This is a genomic window from Rhizobium jaguaris (assembly GCF_003627755.1).
Taxonomy (GTDB): Bacteria; Pseudomonadota; Alphaproteobacteria; order Rhizobiales; family Rhizobiaceae; genus Rhizobium; species Rhizobium jaguaris.
Window position 1 is genome coordinate 2198655 of sequence record NZ_CP032695.1, and the last position, 19243, is coordinate 2217897.

Genomic DNA, 19243 nt, shown 5'->3' on the forward strand with positions numbered 1-19243 from the left:
CATCAGGAGGAATGTCCGATGAAGAATATCCAAAACCGACAGGTCAAACGGCCAGGCCCCCGCGAGCTAGACGTCGAGCAGCATTGCAAGAAACACGGCGTTGACGCAGCTGAAACCAAGAAGCTGGTCAAGCTTTTGGGTCCGCGCGCTCCGCTTCACGAGCTACATGCTAACGCACCGCCGAAACAACCACGGTGGCGGTAATTTTTGCGAGCTGCCGGCGATAAACGGTCGAATGTGATGACAGTTCAAAGATCCGTCCTGACGTCTTTGCCCCAAACTCGGCTTTTGCGCTTGAGAGAACCGGATGCAAGAACATCATCTGAGGTGTACAATTACGCATGGATAGGGAACTGCTAGAGCAGCATCTAAAATTAGCGAAGCAGCATGTGGCGCAAGGCCGCAGACATATCATTCGGCAAAAGCAAATCATCTTCGAACTTGCGCGGGGTCAACACGATACCTCGCAAGCTCGCCAGCTCTTGTCGACCTTTGAGGAACTGCAACTGATGCATGTCGCCGAGCGGAATCGTCTCCAAAAGGAACTGGCGTGGATGGAGCCATGGGGCGATCGGGTGACGGAGCGCCATGAATAGTCAGAAGAGCGAGGCGAGGTAAGCGTCGCCTCTCCGTCTTGCAAAGGCTTAGCCCGCTACCCATCTAATGGCATGAGCTCGCAAGGCCACGCGGATTTCTGCCGCGTCGAAGCAAATGCTTCGCTGGAAGCACAGCAGGGGCATTGTTAGCGGCTCCAAAGCATGTCGCGCAAAAGTGCGCAGCGGTTTTGCGATGGTGACATGCGCAAAAACAAGAGTCTGAAGCGCAAGAAGCGAATCCCAGAGATCGCGACGCGCTCTAGTGCCCAGTGCTCATTTGCGTGATGGGCATTCCCACTATTCCTTATCGTTTACGCCGGCCGGATGGTCGGCGGAGGATTTCTATTGAACAAACCGAACATCGCTGCCGCGCCCGCGGCGGCAAAGCCGCGCGAGCGCGATGAGGCCGCAAACCGGCCTGACAAGAACTGGAAGCCGTATCCCTGCCTTCTCACACGCCGAGAACTGCAGGACCTGATCGCCGAACAACTTGGCTGACCGGCAACCACTGTACCAACCGCAACAAAAAGGAGAACAGAATGCAAGTTCTGGTTAGAGACAACAATGTCGAGCAGGCAATCAGGGCGCTGAAAAGAAAGATGCAGCGCGAAGGGCTGTTTCGGGAACTGAAGCAGCGGCGGGCTTATGAGAAGCCCTCCGAACGCCGCATTCGGGAAAAGGCGCAGGCAATCAGCAGATATCGCAAAGCCGCCCGGAAGAAGATGCAGCGAGAGGGCCTTGTTGCTGCTCCTAAGCGAAGATCATCGGCACGATAGAGGAACACCGCCGGAGCCGCCCTTCAATGCGGGCGGCGCACGGTTGAAGGAAGAACCGGTGTCGAGCAAGGGGTGTTTATCGAGCATCGGGGCTCGCTGCGATTTGAAAACAACACGCTCAACTAATCGCCGCACTCTTTGTTCCTTGTCGTTTCAGCCAAGGCCGTAAGGGAACCTTCAACTCTGGCTCCTGTGTATCGAGCTGAAGCGTTGCTCGTTTCAGCACTTTGGCAAGGCACGGACATCATCCGGCCAACCGGCTTGCATCAGGCAAGCGTGATCGCTGAATACAATCTGCGATAGTTCTTTGGGTGTTGTGGGACCTTAGTCCGAACCAGGTGGGACAAAGGTCCCACCTCACCTCGACTGAAGCCCCAAACCTGGAACGGACACGTCTCCCAGCTGTTTTGCCTAGGCTCCGCTACCCGCGGACGAATAGGAAACCCAAAGGAGAATCTGATGAAAGCGAAGGTACTTAGTATAGCAGCCGTCTCCCTTGCATTGGCGAGCGGGTATGCTTTTGCTCAGTCATCGACAGTCACCGGCGCCGCAGGCGGGGCGGTCACAGGTGCCGTCGTAGGCGGTCCAGTCGGGGCCGCAATCGGCGGTGTTGCGGGAGCCATTGTCGGTACCGCGATCGATCCGCCACGACAGGTTGTCACCTACGTGCGCGAACAGCCGATATCAGACGATTCCGTTGTTATCAGGCAAAGAGTCGTGGTCGGCCAGCCGTTGCCTGAAACGGTCGTAGTGAGAAGAGTCCCGGACAATCCAAGATTCGCCTACGCCGTGGTCAACCACGAACGGGTTATCGTTGAGCCCTCTTCACGGAAGGTGATCCGGATACTCAACTAATCGAATATTGGAGAGCTCGATCCGCTTTCCAATCACCTCCCAAGCAAGACACAAACCCGGCGCCTCTGGGCGCCGGGGCTGGCGTGTGCCAGGACTGGGCGCATTGACTGCAAATTCCGAGGCAATCCGCCCCCTGATTCCGAAATGATGTCGCCCCCCAATTCCGAGAATTAGTCGCCCCCTTGTTCCGAGATGATGCCGCCCCCTACGGAGGGATGTGGCAAGGGTGTTCTGCCGGTGTGAAGTTCCTTCCGTCAATGATGACAAGGAAGGAACGGGATGCCTGCGGAGAGACTGGAGATGCGGCGTGTCCGCGAGATACTGAGATATCGGTCCGAGCAAGGGCTGGGCCACAAATCGATTGCGGTTCGGGTCGGAGCAGCAGCCTCGACGGTGCGCGAGACGCTGCGACGGGCGGCGGCTGCGGGGCTTTCGTGGCCGTTGGATGATGACGTGAGTGATGCCGTCCTGGAGGCGGCGCTCTACCGTGCGGCTGGGACGAAGACGGGTCATCGTCGCGCACCGGAGCCTGACTGGGTGCAAGTCCATCGCGAGCTCAAGCGCAAGCACGTGACGCTGCAAATTCTCTGGGACGAATACATAAGCCGTTATCCCGATGGTTACCGCTACAGCCGATATTGTGACCTCTATCGCGGCTGGGCGTTGAAGCTGCCGGTGACGATGCGGCAGGATCATATGGCGGGCGACAAATTGTTCGTCGACTACGCCGGCGACACGGTCACTGTTGTCGTTGATCGGCTGTCGGGCAAAACACGGCAGGCCCATTTATTTGTCGCTGTCCTGGGGGCATCCAGTCTTTCGTTCGCGCAGGCGCGCTGGACCGAGACGCTTCCGGACTGGGTCGAATGCCATGTTCAGGCGCTGGAGTTCTTCGGCGGTGCGCCGGCGTTGCTGGTTCCCGACAATGCCAAGGTGGCGATCATCAAGGCGTGCCACTTCGATCCCCAGGTCAACCGGACGTATTGCGCGATGGCAGCGCATTATGGCAGCGCCGTCCTGCCGACGAGGCCGAGACGCCCCCGCGACAAGGCGAAAGTCGAGGCTGCGGTTCGTATCGTCGAGCGTTGGCTGCTGGGCCGCCTCCGCCATCGCACCTTCTACAGTCTGGCCGAAGTCAATGCGGCGATTGCCGACTTGCTATATGATTTGAACGACAGGCGTGTCCTTCGCCGGGTTGGCGTCACGCGCCGCCAATTGTTCGAAGAGCTCGACCGGCCCGCTTTAAGGCCATTGCCCGTTGAACGCTATGTCTTTGCGGAATGGCGTATCCGGCGTGCTGGATTGGATTACCACGTCGAGATCGAGCGGCATTATTACTCCGTTCCCTATCGCTTTGCTCGCGAGCAAGTCGAGGCGCGCATCACCGCCAATACGATCGAGATATTCCACAAAGGCGAGCGAATAGCCGCTCATCGCCGCTCCAGCGGTAACGGCAAGCACACCACAATCCCCGATCACATGCCCTCGGCCCACCGCCGCTTTGCCGACTGGACGATCGAACGCATTCAACGCGAGGCCTCTTCCATCGGGCCGGAGGTTGCATTGCTGTGTGAGAAGATCCTCGCCGACAGGCCGCACCCGGAGCAGGGCTTTCGAGCCTGCATGGGAATTATCCGCCTGAACAAAAGCTTTGGCCGCGACAGAGTGAACGCTGCTTGCAGCCGTGCGCTTGAGATCGGGGCCCGGACCTACGGTTCGGTGCGCTCCATCCTCGACAATCATCTCGATCGAGCCGCCTCCACCAATGGACCACCTTCGCATGAGCCTATCCAACACGAAAACATCCGTGGACCTCGCTATTACCACTAAGGAGAACAAAGAATGCTTGCCCATCCAACACTCGACAAACTCAATTCCATGGGCCTGGCCGGCATGGCAAAGGCCTTCGGGGAGCTCGTCACCAACGGCGAAGCCGAACATCTCTCGCATGCCGAGTGGCTAGGACTGCTGCTCGAACGGGAGTGGAGTTCCCGCTACGATCGTAAGCTTGCCGCACGCCTCAGGTTTGCCAAGCTTCGCCACCAGGCCACCCCGGAAGATGTCGACTACCGCAGCGAGCGCGGCCTTGATCGCGCGCTCTTCATGAAGCTGCTCGGCGGCGACTGGATCAACGCTCATGACAATCTGGCCATTTGCGGACCCTCGGGTGTCGGAAAAAGCTGGTTAGCCTGCGCTCTCGGCCACAAGGCTTGCCGTGACGATCGTTCCGTTCTCTATCAGCGTGTCCCACGACTGTTTGCTCAGCTCGCACTTGCTCGCGGCGACGGCAGGTATGCTCGGCTGCAACGTACCCTGGGCCATGTTCAAGTCCTGATCCTCGACGACTGGGGTCTCGAACCGCTCAACGAACAGGCCCGGCACGACCTCCTCGAAATCCTGGAAGATCGCTACGGCCGCAGATCAACCATCATTACCAGCCAACTTCCGGTGTCGGCATGGCACGACGTCATAGGAAACCCGACTTATGCTGATGCCATCCTGGATCGCCTCGTTCACAACGCCCATCGCATCGAATTGAGCGGCGATAGCCTACGCCGAAACCTGCCCCGAAAAGCTTGACACCCCGCCTAAATGGACTGACAACAATCATCGCCTGCAGACCCCACTAAACAGGGGGCGAGATCATCCCGGAATCAAGGGGCGCAATCATCTCGGAACAAAGGGGCGGCTTCATCGGAATCGGCACATTGACGCCAACGGCGCTTCCGACCCCAGCTCCTCGATGTCATCTGCGACCGCTGAGCCAACCTAATCGCGGCATAAGCGCCCCATGAACTGCATCTGCTACCATTTGATGCGATAATCCACCCGTACATCGCCCGAGGGCGTTAACGTCAGCGGATCGTTGAACAAAGCGCTGAAATTGAGATTGGGCGCGATCGGCTGGTTGAACGCCAGCGTGCTGGAAAAGGCACCATGGAGGTCCGTCACTGCGCCACTCGCCGAAATCGACGTTCCGCTCGAGGGAAAGATCATCGTCACCCCTTGCGAGGCGGTGACGGAAGCCGGCGCGGCCTGCGTCGTCACATAGCTCAGGTTCAGCGAGCGTAACGTCTGCATGTCGAGATTATCGGAAAAGATCCATTTTCGTGAATTGCCAAAGTACAGCGTTCCGCTGCTCCTCAGCGTATCCATCCTCACCGCCACCTCGCGGCGAGATTCGCCGGCAAGATTGCTGCGATCGTCGACCGCTTTTCCCCACAGCGTGGCGAGTTCGGAACCGCTTAGAATCTTTCCGCCGGCCGCGCCTGCGAGACCGAGATCCGCACCGGCGCTCATCTCCCAGGCCATCGGCAGTCGAAAGCCGATTGTCGTCTGGTAGGCTCGCGGGGCGACCTTTGCCGGTGACCAGATCACCAGATCGCTGGCGTCAGCCGTCTGTAAAAGCGGCGCTGCACATACGGGAACACAAAGAAAAGTGCGTGTTAAAACAAGTCTCATCGCAAAACCCAATTGTGCTTATGCCAGCGCCGGCACGTAAGCGCGCGGCATCGACAGCCGAACGCAATGCGAAAATCGCATTTCGGCCTCGGATTGGTTTGGTTGATAAGCGCCCATCTAACGGTGCACACCCTGCCATTTAGGCATTTGCACCGTCATCGCGCGTGACAAATGGCCTGCGCGCATCAAGCAGCTCTCACCTGCAAGAGTCCCATTCAAGGGATGGCTTGTAAACCCCAGGGGCTGAAGTTTTTTGCTGCGGTGCACATTTGCCGCACCTGTCGCGTCTTGGCGACGCGGGCCGAGGCGGGAGGTTTTATCTCTTGTCTTCCGGAGGATCACCGAGGACGGCGCCGGACAGAAAGCCAATCGCTTTTATTTGCTGTAAAGGGCTCTTGACCTCTCCAGATGCTTCAGGACGGCCGCTTCCGCGCCGTCTGCATCATGGACGGAAAGCCGCTCCAATATTTCTTCGTGTTCGACAAGCGTGAACTTTTCCTTGCCAGTCCAGATCAGCATCTCCGTATGGTAGGTCTTCAGCCATGCCAGCATTGCTTCGCTGACGGCGACGAAGATCGGGTTTCCGGAAATCTGAGCAATCCGCGTGTGAAACTGCATGTCAGCCGAAATGAATTCTTCGGCGTGTCCCAGCGATGCCCGCTGACGTTCGATAATATCTCTGAGATCGGCAATGTCTTTTTCAGTGGCGCGCGGAGCGGCCTCCCGGGCCATGCCGCGCTCGAAGAATATGCGCGCGCTCTTCAGATGTTCGAGAGAGTCCGAAGACTGGGACAGCATGATCTTCGCGGTCAAATCAACCTGTCGGAAAATCGACTTCGCCGTCAGTTTAAGGACTTTTGCGCGCTCACCATGCGAGATACTGACCAATCCCATGCTGGCGAGGGATTGCATCGCCTCGCGGATCGCCGGGCGCCCAACGCCAAAACGCTCCATGAGAACACGCTCGGAAGGCATCTCATCGCCGGGCTTGAGTTCTCCCGACGTAATCAACCGCTCTAACCGGTCGAATACTTCGTCAGAGAGCTTCCGACGTACGATCTGTTCGATTGGCTGGCTCATGACATCTCGCTGGCTCAAAGCTTTTCTCCCTTATGCAATTTCAAACAACGCTGAGGAAGCCCGTTCAAAACGATTGAAAGCCTACTGAACAAAAAAATCGTTGCACAAGTTGGAATACTCATTATACCAGATCACGAGTTGACGCCACGACAAAATCGTCGGCGAGAGGAGCAACCGGCTGCTTATGAACATTATCATCACCTACCGTATCGAAACGCCCGGCAGCATCGAAGCGATGGCCGACAAGATCGCCAGCGATCAGTCGACGGGCACCTTCGTGCCGGTTCCCGGCGAGACGGAAGAGCTGAAATCGCGGGTGGCTGCGCGGGTCCTGGGTATTCGGCGGCTCGAGGATGTGGAACGGCCGACATGGCCGGAAGTAGCAGAAGGCCGCGACCCCCTCAGTCGCGCCGACGTCGATATCGCCTTTCCGCTCGACGCCATCGGCACCGATCTCTCTGCCCTGATGACGATTGCCATCGGCGGGGTCTACTCGATCAAGGGCATGACGGGCATCCGTATTGTCGACATGAAGCTGCCGGAGGCCTTTCGTGGCGCCCACCCAGGTCCGCAATTCGGTGTTGCCGGAAGCAAGCGCCTGACAGGCGTCGATGGACGCCCCATCATCGGCACGATCGTCAAGCCGGCGCTCGGCCTTCGCCCAACCGAGACGGCCGAACTGGTCGGCGAGCTTATCAGTTCCGGCGTCGATTTCATCAAGGACGACGAAAAGCTGATGAGCCCTGCATACTCGCCTCTCAAGGAGCGTGTCGAGGCGATCATGCCGCTGATCCTCGATCACGAACAAAAGACCGGAAAAAAGGTGATGTATGCCTTCGGCATTTCTCACGCCGATCCCGACGAGATGATGCGCAACCACGACCTTGTCGTGAAGGCGGGCGGCAACTGTGCCGTCGTCAATATCAATTCCATCGGTTTTGGCGGCATGAGCTTTCTCCGCAAGCGTTCGGGACTGGTACTGCATGCCCATCGCAACGGCTGGGATGTTCTGACGCGCCATCCCGGCGCCGGTATGGATTTCAAGGTCTATCAGCAGTTCTGGCGCCTGCTCGGCGTCGATCAATTCCAGATCAACGGCATCCGCGTCAAATATTGGGAACCGGACGAAAGCTTTGTGGAGTCCTTCAAGGCTGTCAGCACGCCGCTATTCGATCCATCCGATTGCCCGCTTCCGGTTGCCGGCTCGGGCCAATGGGGCGGCCAGGCTCCGGAAACCTACCAGCGCACCGGCCGGACGACGGATTTGCTCTATCTCTGCGGCGGCGGCATCGTCAGCCACCCCTTTGGTCCGGCTGCAGGCGTTCGTGCGATCCAGCAGGCCTGGCAGGCGGCGGTCGCCGATATCCCGCTTGAAGACTATGCCAAGGACCATCCGGAGCTCGCCGCTTCGATCGCGAAATTCAGCGACGGCAAGGGCGCGTGACGGCGATGGGCAATCTTCTCATCAGCTATTACGGCGACGACTTCACCGGCTCCACCGATGTGATGGAAGCCTTGGCATCGAACGGCGTCCCGACAGTGCTTTTTCTCGGTATCCCCGATGCAGCGCTGCTGGAGCGGTTCAGCCAATGTCGAGCCATCGGCATTGCCGGGACAAGCCGCAGTGAAACCCCGGAGTGGATGCAGCAACACCTTGTTCCGACATTCGAGTGGCTGAAAGGCCTCGGGGCAGAGATATGCCACTACAAGGTCTGCTCAACCTTCGATTCCAGTCCGCGGATCGGCAATATCGGCAAGGCGATCGAGATCGGCAGGGAGCTTTTTGCTCAATCCTTCGTTCCGGTCGTGGTCGGCGCACCGCAGCTCAAACGCTATACCGCCTTCGGCCACCTCTTCGCCGCCTATCAGGGCAAGGTCTATCGCATCGACCGCCATCCGGTGATGAGCCGTCATCCGGTCACCCCGATGGATGAAGCCGATCTGACGCTGCATCTCGAAAAACAGACCTCCCTCCCCGTCAGCCTTGCCGATCTCATGATGGTGGCATCCGCAGATGCCGACCAACGGGTCAACGAACTTGCAGCCAAGGCCGACGGCATCATGCTTATGGATGTCGACAGTCCTGAAATACAGGCGGCCGTCGGAAAGCAGCTTTGGCGACTTAGGGCAAATGACGGTTTCTTCGTCGCCGGCTCCTCCGGTGTGGAATACGCGCTCTTGAGCGCGTGGCGCGATAAGGGCTTGATCGGCGAGCGTCCGGTTTTCACCCCGCCCGGAAAGGTCGAACGCCTCGCGGTGGTTTCCGGCAGTGTCTCGCCGACAACCGAACGGCAGATACGCCAAGCGATGACCGACGGTTTCGACGGCATTGAGGTTGATCCTCTGGCAATCATCGGCGAAAGCGCTGACCGGGCGATTGAAGATGCGATCAATGCCGGCATTGCCAGCCTGAAGACCAGCCGCAGCGTCATCCTGCATACGGCGCTTGGTCCTTCGGCCGATCGTGGTGACGCTATCGATCGTGTCCCCGGCGCCCGGCATCGGCTCGGCCAGGCGCTTGGCACTATTCTGCGCCGCCTCGTGGAAAGTGAAAAGCTGGCCCGTGCGGTCATCGCCGGCGGCGACACGTCGAGCCATGCGCTGAAGGAATTGCGCGTGGCAGCACTGACGACGCTGCTCCCTCTCCCGCAGACACCGGGATCGCCGCTTTGTATGGCTCACGGCAGCTACGCCCCGACCAATGGATTGCAGATTGCGCTGAAGGGCGGGCAAGTCGGAACGGACGGCTATTTCGTACAGATCCGGGACGGAAGAAGCGCTTAAAAAAGTGAGCGCTATCATTAAAGATGATGGCGTGCTCATTGACTCATTATACCACTTGCGATACCACAATCTGAAAATCGACGAGGTAGAAAACATGACTGCAATTGCTCTTTTCGGTGCCGGCGGAAAAATGGGGTACCGGCTTTCCAAAAATCTGAAGGGTTCGCGCTTCGATGTCCGTCACGTCGAAGTGAGCGATGCCGGCAAGGCGCGCCTGAAGAACGATCTCGATCTGTCATGCGTGCCTGTGGACGACGCCCTCAATAGCGCCGAAGTGGTCATTCTGGCCGTTCCGGACACGGCCATCGGCAAGGTTGTCGCCGGTATCGCCGACAAGCTGAAACCGGGGACGATGGTGATCGCGCTGGACGCAGCCGCACCTTTTGCAGGCCACCTGCCGAAGCGCGACGACCTGACCTATTTCGTTACCCACCCCTGCCATCCGCCCATCTTCAACGACGAAACCGATATGCAGGCGAAGAACGACCACTTCGGCGGTCTCTTTGCCAAGCAGCATATCGTGTCCGCGCTGATGCAGGGGCCGGAAGGGGCCTATGCGCTCGGGGAGGAGATCGCCAAGGTCATCTGGGCGCCGGTCATGCGCTCGCACCGGGTCACGGTCGAGCAGATGGCGATGCTTGAGCCGGGGCTTTCGGAAACTGTCTGCGCATCGCTGCTCGTCGTAATGCGGCAGGCCATGGATGAGTGCGTCGCGCGTGGCGTACCGGAACAGGCCGCCCGCGATTTCCTGCTCGGCCACATGAATGTTCTCGGCGCCGTGATCTTCAACGAGGTCGAGGGTGTGTTTTCGGATGCCTGCAACAAGGCAATCGAATTCGGCATCCCCGCGCTGATGCGCGATGACTGGAAGAATGTCTTTGAACCCAAGGAGATCGCAGACAGCATCCGTCGCATCACGTGAGCGAAATCCCGGGAGGGCTAGCCCCTCCCTTCACCGCCCTACCGGGAATAGGGCCTGTTTCATAATCGGGAGGAAACCATGAAACCGACACGCAAACTGACACTTGCCGCCTTTGCCGGCGCTCTTGCCTTGGGCACCGCAATGCCAGCCTTCTCGGCAGACCTGATCGCCATCATCACGCCCGCGCACGACAATCCCTTCTTCAAGGCCGAAGCCGTCGGCGCCGAAGCCAAGGCGAAGGATTTGGGCTACGAAACGCTCGTCATGACGCATGACGACGACGCCAACAAACAGTCGGAAGTCATCGACACGGCAATCGGACGTGGTGCCAAGGCCATCATCCTCGACAATGCCGGTGCCGACGCGACCGTAGCTGCGGTCAAGAAGGCCAAGGATGCCGGCATCCCGTCCTTCCTCATCGACCGCGAAATCAACGCAACTGGCGTTGCCCTCGCCCAGATCGTTTCCAACAACTATCAGGGTGCCCAACTCGGCGCGCAGGAATTCGTCAAGCTCATGGGTGAGAAGGGCAACTACGTTGAGCTGGTGGGCAAGGAATCTGACACCAATGCCGGCATCCGCTCGCAGGGTTATCACGACGTCATCGATGACTATCCGGACCTGAAACTGGTCGCCAAGCAATCGGCGAACTGGAGCCAGACAGAAGCCTATGGGAAGATGGAAACCATCCTGCAGGCGAATCCGGACATCAAGGGCGTGATCTCGGGCAATGACACCATGGCGATGGGCGCGATCGCAGCACTTCAGGCCGCCGGCCGCAAGGATGTGATCGTCGTCGGCTTCGACGGTTCCAACGACGTGCGTGACTCGATCAAGGCAGGCGGCATCAAGGCGACCGTGCTGCAGCCTGCCTATGCGCAGGCACAAATGGCGGTTCAGCAGGCCGATGCGTACATCAAGAACAAGACGACTCCGAAGGAAGAGAAGCAGCTCATGGATTGCGTTCTCATCAATGCGGGCAACGCCGACAAGCTTGAGACCTTCGCACTGAAGAATTGACGGCGAAGCGAGCACTGCGGAGGGCGTGACAAAGCCACGCTCTCCTGACTTTTTTCTTTGAAATTGAGGTGCATTGCATGTTGAGGATCAGAGGCGCTGTTGTGGCTGTCATGCTGGCCGCAGCACTGCCCGGCTGTAAGATCATCAAGACGCCGACGGCCGAGGAAAAGGCGGCCCAAGCGGCCAAAAGCGCCTTCGATCCCGCAGCCAAGGTCGATGCGATCTGGCAGTGGCAGGCGGTGCCAGACCTCGAGAAGCGTGCCGGCGATCTCAAAACGGTGGTGCAGGCTGCGGCATCGAGCCCCGACGAAGCCGGCGCAAAATACGGCAATCCGCGCAAACAGAGTACGTCGCCCTGGACCTATGCCGTGAAGGTCAAGGGCAAGATCGTCGCCGCCGACACGGCGTCCCGTGCCGCAACGGTCGATGTCGATGTCGACGGTGATGGCAAGGCCGATGCGAAGGTTCAGATCGGCCCAGCAATCCGCGGCACGGCGCTGCGCGACGCCTTGGATTTCGTGGACTTCAACGAATTCAAGAACCAAATCGAATGGGCGCAATTCGGCAAAGCATTCAATGAGAAGGTGAACACGTCCTTTCTCGCCGCTTTGCCGAGGGACGGCCTGATCGGAAAGACGGTCGATGTAACCGGCGCGTTTCCGCTGCCCGCATCCGGCCAGCTTCCCCTGATTACCCCGTCGGCGCTGGCCTTGGGACAAGGATCATGAGCGATACGACCCAGGAAGACATCATCCTTCGTCTCGAGGACGTGTCCAAGGTCTATTCGGGCATCGTCGCGGTCAAGCGCGCCAACCTCGAACTGCGACGCGGCGCGGTCAATGTGCTGGTTGGGGAAAACGGGGCCGGCAAATCGACGCTGATGAAAATCATAGCAGGCGTCGAGCGTCCAACCGCCGGTCGTATCCTCTTGGAGGGCGAAGCCGTTCATTTCGACAGTCCGGCCGACGCGCAGGCGCGCGGCATCGGCATGATTTTCCAGGAGCTCAATCTTTTCGCCAACATGACGGTCGCCGAAAATATTTTTGCGACGCGCGAAATCACACGCGGCGTTTTCGGCATCGATCACAAGGCGCAGATTGCCAAGGCCAACGAATTTCTCAAGAAGCTGGACGCCGGCGTCAATGCCGAGACCATGATCGAGGATCTGCCGATCGGGCAGCAACAGCTTGTCGAAATCGCCAAGGCCATTTCGCTGAATGCCCGCATCCTGATCATGGACGAGCCAACATCGGCGCTTTCGGCGGCAGAGGTCGACATCCTTTTCAAGGTGATCGCCGAACTGAAGGCGCAGGGCGTCGCGATCGTCTATATTTCGCACCGGCTGGAAGAGCTGATGCGGATCGGCGATTACATCACCGTGCTGCGCGATGGACAGATCACCGGCCAGGCGATGGTCCGCGATATCGATACGAAATGGATCGTCCGATCGATGATCGGATCGGATGCAAAGGATTTTGCCAAAGACAGCGGCCATGCGATCGGCAAGGAAGCCTTCCGTGCCGAGGACATCAGCCTGCCACGGCCAACCGGGGGTCTTGCAGTCGATCACGTCTCGCTCTCCGTTCGCGCAGGCGAGATTCTGGGCATCTATGGCTTGATGGGCGCAGGCCGTAGTGAGTTCTTCGAATGCGTGATGGGCAGGCACATGCATTCGACCGGCAAGATTTTTATCGACGGCGTCGAAGTTCGCGAACGCGACACCACCCGGCGAATCCGGCGCGGCCTGGCGCTGATCCCTGAGGACCGGCAACGCGAGGGACTGGTGCAGGTACTCTCGATCGCTAGCAACCTGACGCTTGCGAGCCTCGGACGCTTTGCACGCTTCTTTTTTCATATCGATGCCGGTGCCGAAACGACGGCCACTCGCGACATGATCCGCGATCTCTCGATCAAGGCGCCCAATCCCGATTTCGAGGTGACATCGATGTCCGGCGGCAACCAGCAGAAGGTCGTCATTGGCAAGGCGCTAATGACAGATCCCAAGGTCCTCCTGATGGACGAGCCGAGCCGGGGTATCGACGTCGGAGCCAAGGCTGATGTTTTCCGCACCATGCGCAGGCTCGCCGGCAAGGGTCTCGCAATCCTGTTTTCAACTTCCGACCTTGAAGAGGTCATGGCGCTTTCCGACCGCATCGCTGTCTTGAGCAACGGCCAGTTGGTCGCCGTCTTCGACAGAAACGAGGCGACGGAAGAGGCCATCGTCGCGGCATCGGCCAAGGGACACGGACATACAAGGGAACTCGCGTCATGACCGCGGATACATCGTCTTCATTTGCGGCCAAACGGTCGAACGGCTCCATACTCCTGACGTTGATGAAACTCAGGACCTTCATCGCCCTCTTTGCCGTGATCATCTTCTTCGCCATCTTCGCGCCGAACTTCACCTCGACGGCCAACATGATCCTGATGTCGAAGCACGTTGCGCTCAATGCCTTCCTGGCGATGGGCATGACCTTCGTCATCATCACCGGCGGCATCGACCTTTCGGTCGGCTCGATCGTCGGCCTGTGCGGCATGGTCACTGGCGCGCTTATCCTCAACGGCGTCGAATTGCCGATCGGATATACCGTATATTTCAACCTCTACGAGATCGTGCTCATCACCCTTGCCGTCGGTATTGGGATCGGGCTGATCAACGGATTGCTTATCACCAAACTCAACGTTGCGCCCTTCATCGCGACGCTCGGAACGCTTTACATCGCGCGCGGCATGGCATTGCTGTCTTCCGACGGCCAAACCTTTCCGAACCTGGTCGGCAGGCCGGAATTCGACACCACCGGTTTCGATGTCTTTGGCGCCGGAAGGCTGCTCGGCCTGCCCGTTTCCATCTGGATTCTCATCGTTCTTGCGCTGGCTGCCGCTTATGTCGCCCGCTCGACGCCGATCGGCCGGCATATCTTCGCCGTCGGCGGCAATGAGCGCGCGGCGCGCATGTCCGGCATTCGTGTCGATCTGGTGAAGATCTTCGTCTACATGTTCTCCGGACTGTGCGCAGCCATCGTCGGCATCGTCATTTCGTCGGAGCTGATGGCGGCGCATCCCGCGACAGGCGAAAGCTTCGAGCTGAATGCGATCGCAGCGGCCGTCCTCGGCGGCACCTCGATGTCCGGCGGACGCGGCACGATCGGAGGCACGATTATCGGCGCTTTCGTCATCGGCATCCTGTCCGACGGATTGGTGATGATGGGGGTTTCATCCTTCTGGCAGATGGTCATCAAAGGGCTGGTCATCATCATCGCGGTGGTCGTCGACCAGGCGCAGCGGCGTCTGCAACAGCGTGTGACACTCATGCAAATGGCAAAGGCAGGTTAAGAATGACGGAACTCAAGGGTGCGCTCATTGGCTGCGGTTTCTTCGCGGTCAATCAGATGCATGCGTGGAAGGACGTCGATGGCGCGGAGATCGTCGCGATCTGTGACCGTGATCCAGAGCGACTGAAAATTGTCGGCGATCAGTTCGGCGTCGAACGTCGTTACAGCGATGCGGCGGCTCTTTTTGCCGATGGCGGCTTCGATTTCGTCGATATCGCGACAACGGTGCAAAGCCACCGCGCGCTGGTGGAAATGGCAGCGGCCCATAAAGTCCCCGCCATCTGCCAAAAACCTTTTGCGAAGACATTGAGCGACGCCAAAGCCATGGTGAAAGCCTGCGCCGACGCCGGAATTCCTCTGATGGTTCACGAGAATTTCCGTTGGCAGACACCGATACAGGCAGTGAAGAGTGCTCTTCAATCGGGGGCGGTCGGCGAACCGTTCTGGGGCCGTTTTTCCTTCCGCTCCGGCTACGATGTCTTTTCGGGCCAACCCTATCTCGCCGAAGGCGAGCGCTTCATCATTGAAGATCTCGGTATCCATACCCTCGATATCGCTCGCTTCATTCTCGGCGACGTCACGACGCTCACCGCGCGTACCAAACGCGTCAATCCGAAAATCAAGGGCGAAGATGTCGCGACGATCATACTCGACCATCAGAATGGTGCGACGTCAATCGTCGATGTGAGCTACGCAACGAAGCTTGGGACGGAACCTTTTCCCGAAACACTGATCGAGATCGACGGAACGCTAGGAACGATCCGGCTCTCGCAGGGCTACCGCCTCGAGGTCAACAGCCCCGAAGGTACGACGATTTCAGATGCCTCGCCCAAGCTTCTCTCCTGGGCTTCCCGTCCATGGCATAACATTCAGGAAAGTGTCCTTGCCATCCAGCAGCACTGGACGGACCGCCTCGCATCGGACGGCGAAACGTCCACATCGGGCGCGGACAATCTGAAGACCTTCGCGCTGGTCGAAGCGGCCTACGACAGTGCTGCCAACGGAAGGACGGTCGATATTGGAGCAATGCTGCGATGACCGCTGCAATCGACCCATTTCAACTTTTTGGTACGGGCGAAACCGAAATTCCGCCGGTGCGGCTCACCGCCGGCAAGCTTGCCGTCGATTTCAAGGACGGCAATCTCCGCACGATCACGTATGATGGAACCGAGGTGCTCCGCGCTGTCTCCTATCTGATCCGCGACCGTGATTGGGGCACCTACGCCCCGCGGATATCGGGCCTGACGATCGATCAGCGCGGCGATGCATTTTCAGTGAGTTACCTTGCGCACTGTACGGGTCCCGACGACACGGACCTTGAAATCCGTGTAAATATATCCGCCGAAGCCGGAGGTGCTGTGGTCTTCGAAGCGGAAGCAATATCCAAAACCGGCTTCGAGACGAACCGTTGCGGGTTCTGTATCCTTCATCCGATCGTAGGCGTAGCGGGTGCACTGGTCTCGGTGGAACATGTCGACGGTCGTCGCGAGAACACGCGCTTTCCCGATCTTATCGAGCCATGGCAGCCCTTCAAGGATATGCGTGCGATTACGCATACGGTCATGCCGCTTGTCACGGCGGAATGCCGCATGGAAGGCGATACCTTCGAGATGGAAGATCAGCGCAACTGGTCGGATGCCTCCTACAAGACCTATGTCCGCCCCCTGGCACTCCCCTGGCCGTATCAAATTCCGGCCAGCCAAGCTGTCAGACAGCGGATCGTTCTTAACATCGCCGACAAGCGTGAGACATTGACCACGCCCGCATCCGTCTCGCCTGACGGCCGAGCTGTCACGATCACGAAGGGGGACAAGCGCGGCACGATGCCATCGATCGGGCTGGTCATCACGCCGGAAGAGGCGAAAGCGACGCTTGAAGCTCACGACGTATTGGCGGAGATCGGGTCGCAGGAATTGCTCTTTCATTTCGACCCGAATTCCGGTCATGACGCAGCCGCCTTCGAGATATTCGACGCCATCGCCCGGCTTCATGCCGGCACGTCAACCCTCGAAATCGCATTGCCGTGCCGACAGTCGCCGCTGAGCGAAGCGCAGGAGATTGCAGCCTCGATGCAGGAGGCGGGTTTCAAACCAGACGCGATCGTCATATCCCCTTCCGTCGACAGACAATCGACCCCTCCGGGCAGTCAATGGCCGGCATGCCCGCCACTTGAAGAGATCTATGCGGCAGCACGGTCCGCCTTTCCGGGTGCCCGGCTTGGCGGTGGTATGCTTAGCTATTTCACCGAACTCAATCGCAAGCGCGTCCCTTCCGGACCGCTCGATTTCGTCACCCATTGCACGAACCCGATCGTCCACGCGGCCGATGATCTCAGCGTCATGCAGACGCTGGAAGCACTGCCGTTCATCACGCGCTCGGTGCGCGCCATCTACGGCGACAAGCCCTACCGCATCGGCCCCTCGACCATTCCGATGCGCCAGAACCCTTACGGCAGCCGGACGATGGACAATCCCGCTGGTGGCCGCATTCCGATGGCAAATACCGATCCCCGCCACAATGGTCGTTTCGCGGAAGCTTTCGCTCTTGGCTATGCGGCTAAAGTGCTCGATGCCGGATTGGAATGCTTGACGCTTTCGGCGCTGACCGGGCCGTTCGGCGTGATCGCCAGCGCGAGTGAACCGTCTCCACCCGGTGGTAGACGCCCGATCTTCAACACGGTCGCGACACTCGCCCGACTTGCCGGAAGCCAATGGCAGGAATGCGCATCATCCGATCCTACGGCAGTCCTGGCTTTCGTCGCTGCGCCAGGCAAGGAAGCTCCTCAGTTGCTCCTGGTAAACGTGACACCCATAGCACAGCAGGTCGAACTGGGATCCTTCCGCCCCGCCGACGAACTGAAGAGCGGAGTCTCCAATTTGGAGCCCTATGCGGCCGTCTCGATAACGCTAGACTAAATGTTCGCCTGGGACCGGGTGACCCGTCTCACAATATGCAGGTATCGAGGGTTGCGAGAGCGATGCCCTCGTAGAGCCTCATGCATAGGAGACGGGCCATGGACGAGACTATCACATATGTCGGATTGGATGTTCACAAAGAGACGATCGCGGTGGCGCTCGCTGACGGCGGTGGGCGCGGTGACGCGCGCGCGTTTGGCCAGATCGTCAATACGCCAACGGCCTTGACCCGCATGCTGGCCAAGCTTTCGCAGCCGGGTCGGACATTGAAGTTTTGCTACGAAGCGGGACCTTGCGGCTACGGCATTCAGCGGCAACTGTCTGCCGCAGGTCATGATTGCGTGGTCGTCGCCCCTTCTTTGATCCCGCACAAACCAGGCGATCGCATCAAGACAGACCGTCGGGATGCCAACAATCTGGCAAGACTTCATCGCGCTGGAGAACTGAGCGCTGTTTGGATACCAGATACAGCCCATGAGGCGATGCGTGATCTGGTTCGGGCACGGCTTGCCGCTGTGCGCAGCTTGCGGCAAGCGCGCCAGCAGCTCAGCGGATTTCTGCTTCGTCATGGCTTTCACTACAGCCGGCCGGCCTGGACGCAGATGCACCGCCGTTGGTTGGCCGGTCTTTGCTTTGAACAGCCAATCCACCAAATCGTTCTCCAGGATCACATCGCCACAATCGAGGCGGCAACTGAGCGGCGGGATCGGCTGACGAAGCAGATCGAGACCATGTTGAGTGACTGGTCATTGGCTCCGGTGGTCGTCGCGCTGCAATCACTGCGCGGCATGGCTCTGGTGACGGCCGCTACGATGATTGCCGAATTGGGCGATCTCAGCCGCTTCACAAACCCGCGCCAATTAATGGCCTATCTCGGGCTGGTACCATCGGAGCATTCAAGCGGTGGAACTCGGCGGCAGGGCGGCATTACAAAAGCAGGCAATACAACGGCGCGTCGAATGCTGATTGAAGCCGCTTGGAGTTATCGGTTTCCCGCAAAGATCAGCCGTGATCAGTTGATCCGCCAGGAGCAGCTCCCAAAAGCGATCCGCGACACGGCATGGAAGGCGCAGGAGCGGCTGTGCGGCCGCTATCGCAAGCTCACGAAGGCCGGAAAGCCGGCAACGACCGTAACCACGGCGATCGCTCGCGAATTATCCGGATTCGTCTGGGCGATTGCATGCCAGGTCTCACCGCGTTGAGTATAGCTCAATCCTGAACTCAACAAGGAGGACAGAAGAGTCAAAAAGCCATATGCGCCTGGGCAAGGCTGGGGGCACGGTCACGGCAGGAGAACCCTCGATTCCACTATCAGCCGGTTACATTCCGACGCTGCGAACTAGACAGAGGAAGCTCCGCGACGCATCAGGTCCGGCGGTAACCAACCCGCGCATCAGAGCATGATCAACCGTCGTTATATGACCGTGCTTCCTGCTTTCCCCAGGATGCATCCACACCAAACGAAACGCCCTGACGACAGGGCGACGATTTTTCTATTCCT

At 59.0% G+C, this 19243-nt stretch carries 19 protein-coding genes; 17 read left to right on the forward strand and 2 right to left on the reverse strand.

The features are described from left to right. Nucleotides 1-18: 18 nt before the first annotated feature. From CCGE525_RS39750 to istB, 7 genes are all read left to right on the forward strand, one after another. Nucleotides 19-204 carry a hypothetical protein gene (locus CCGE525_RS39750; RefSeq protein ID WP_120708253.1) on the forward strand — a complete coding sequence of 62 codons (186 nt, stop codon included), beginning with the start codon at nt 19-21 and terminating at the stop codon, nt 202-204. A 137-nt stretch (nt 205-341) separates the two neighbouring features. After that, entirely contained in the window at nt 342-596 is a 255-nt protein-coding gene (locus CCGE525_RS32315; protein ID WP_120708254.1) for a hypothetical protein, read from the forward strand. Nucleotides 597-941: 345 nt separating this feature from the next. Beyond that, the gene (locus CCGE525_RS38555) at nt 942-1094 is read left to right on the forward strand and encodes a hypothetical protein (RefSeq protein ID WP_162950367.1); all 153 of its coding nucleotides are present in this window, start codon (nt 942-944) and stop codon (nt 1092-1094) included. 41 nt (nt 1095-1135) lie between these two features. After that, complete coding sequence (rpsU, locus tag CCGE525_RS32320) at nt 1136-1372, forward strand: 30S ribosomal protein S21 (RefSeq protein ID WP_120708255.1); 237 nt, start codon at nt 1136-1138, stop codon at nt 1370-1372. 459 nt (nt 1373-1831) lie between these two features. Further along, nucleotides 1832-2227: a DUF1236 domain-containing protein gene (locus tag CCGE525_RS32325; RefSeq protein ID WP_120708256.1), complete on the forward strand. Its 396-nt coding sequence runs from the start codon at nt 1832-1834 to the stop codon at nt 2225-2227. 300 nt (nt 2228-2527) lie between these two features. Beyond that, nucleotides 2528-4057, forward strand: a complete 1530-nt coding sequence (gene istA / locus CCGE525_RS32335; RefSeq protein ID WP_120703235.1) for an IS21 family transposase — start codon at nt 2528-2530, stop codon at nt 4055-4057. A 12-nt stretch (nt 4058-4069) separates the two neighbouring features. Then, a complete protein-coding gene (gene istB / locus CCGE525_RS32340; protein WP_120702904.1) occupies nt 4070-4807 on the forward strand; it encodes an IS21-like element helper ATPase IstB in 738 nt (245 codons plus the stop codon). 225 nt (nt 4808-5032) lie between these two features. On the opposite strand, the gene CCGE525_RS32345 is transcribed toward istB, so the two are convergent. Both CCGE525_RS32345 and CCGE525_RS32350 read right to left on the reverse strand, forming a co-directional pair. Continuing rightward, entirely contained in the window at nt 5033-5689 is a 657-nt protein-coding gene (locus CCGE525_RS32345; RefSeq protein ID WP_245472230.1) for a hypothetical protein, read from the reverse strand. A 375-nt stretch (nt 5690-6064) separates the two neighbouring features. Next, nucleotides 6065-6769 (reverse strand): transcriptional regulator NanR, encoded by a 705-nt coding sequence (locus CCGE525_RS32350; protein ID WP_120708257.1) that lies wholly within the window; start codon nt 6767-6769, stop codon nt 6065-6067. A gap of 184 nt (nt 6770-6953) precedes the next feature. On the opposite strand from CCGE525_RS32350, the gene oiaX reads away from it, so the two are divergent. From oiaX to CCGE525_RS32400, 10 genes are all read left to right on the forward strand, one after another. After that, nucleotides 6954-8213 carry a 3-oxo-isoapionate-4-phosphate decarboxylase OiaX gene (gene oiaX, locus CCGE525_RS32355; protein ID WP_120708258.1) on the forward strand — a complete coding sequence of 420 codons (1260 nt, stop codon included), beginning with the start codon at nt 6954-6956 and terminating at the stop codon, nt 8211-8213. Nucleotides 8214-8218: 5 nt separating this feature from the next. Next, nucleotides 8219-9553, forward strand: a complete 1335-nt coding sequence (locus CCGE525_RS32360; protein WP_120708259.1) for a four-carbon acid sugar kinase family protein — start codon at nt 8219-8221, stop codon at nt 9551-9553. 94 nt (nt 9554-9647) lie between these two features. After that, nucleotides 9648-10475, forward strand: a complete 828-nt coding sequence (locus CCGE525_RS32365) for a phosphogluconate dehydrogenase C-terminal domain-containing protein (RefSeq protein WP_120708260.1) — start codon at nt 9648-9650, stop codon at nt 10473-10475. A gap of 78 nt (nt 10476-10553) precedes the next feature. After that, nucleotides 10554-11495 carry a D-ribose ABC transporter substrate-binding protein gene (locus CCGE525_RS32370; protein ID WP_120708261.1) on the forward strand — a complete coding sequence of 314 codons (942 nt, stop codon included), beginning with the start codon at nt 10554-10556 and terminating at the stop codon, nt 11493-11495. A 77-nt stretch (nt 11496-11572) separates the two neighbouring features. Next, entirely contained in the window at nt 11573-12223 is a 651-nt protein-coding gene (locus CCGE525_RS32375; protein ID WP_120708262.1) for a DUF2291 family protein, read from the forward strand. Then, the gene (locus CCGE525_RS32380; protein ID WP_120708263.1) at nt 12220-13767 is read left to right on the forward strand and encodes a sugar ABC transporter ATP-binding protein; all 1548 of its coding nucleotides are present in this window, start codon (nt 12220-12222) and stop codon (nt 13765-13767) included. The genes CCGE525_RS32375 and CCGE525_RS32380 overlap by 4 nt, the downstream gene beginning before the upstream one ends. After that, on the forward strand, nt 13764-14828 hold the full coding sequence (locus tag CCGE525_RS32385) for an ABC transporter permease (protein WP_120708264.1): 1065 nt from the start codon (nt 13764-13766) through the stop codon (nt 14826-14828). The genes CCGE525_RS32380 and CCGE525_RS32385 overlap by 4 nt, the downstream gene beginning before the upstream one ends. A gap of 2 nt (nt 14829-14830) precedes the next feature. Further along, nucleotides 14831-15865, forward strand: coding sequence for a Gfo/Idh/MocA family protein (locus CCGE525_RS32390; protein WP_120708265.1), 1035 nt, complete (start codon nt 14831-14833; stop codon nt 15863-15865). Next, on the forward strand, nt 15862-17742 hold the full coding sequence (gene apnL, locus CCGE525_RS32395) for a D-apionate lactonase (protein WP_120708266.1): 1881 nt from the start codon (nt 15862-15864) through the stop codon (nt 17740-17742). Before CCGE525_RS32390 ends, apnL begins: the two co-directional genes overlap by 4 nt. Nucleotides 17743-17840: 98 nt before the next feature. Next, on the forward strand, nt 17841-18944 hold the full coding sequence (locus tag CCGE525_RS32400) for an IS110 family RNA-guided transposase (RefSeq protein WP_120702917.1): 1104 nt from the start codon (nt 17841-17843) through the stop codon (nt 18942-18944). The last annotated feature ends 299 nt before the right edge of the window (nt 18945-19243 follow it).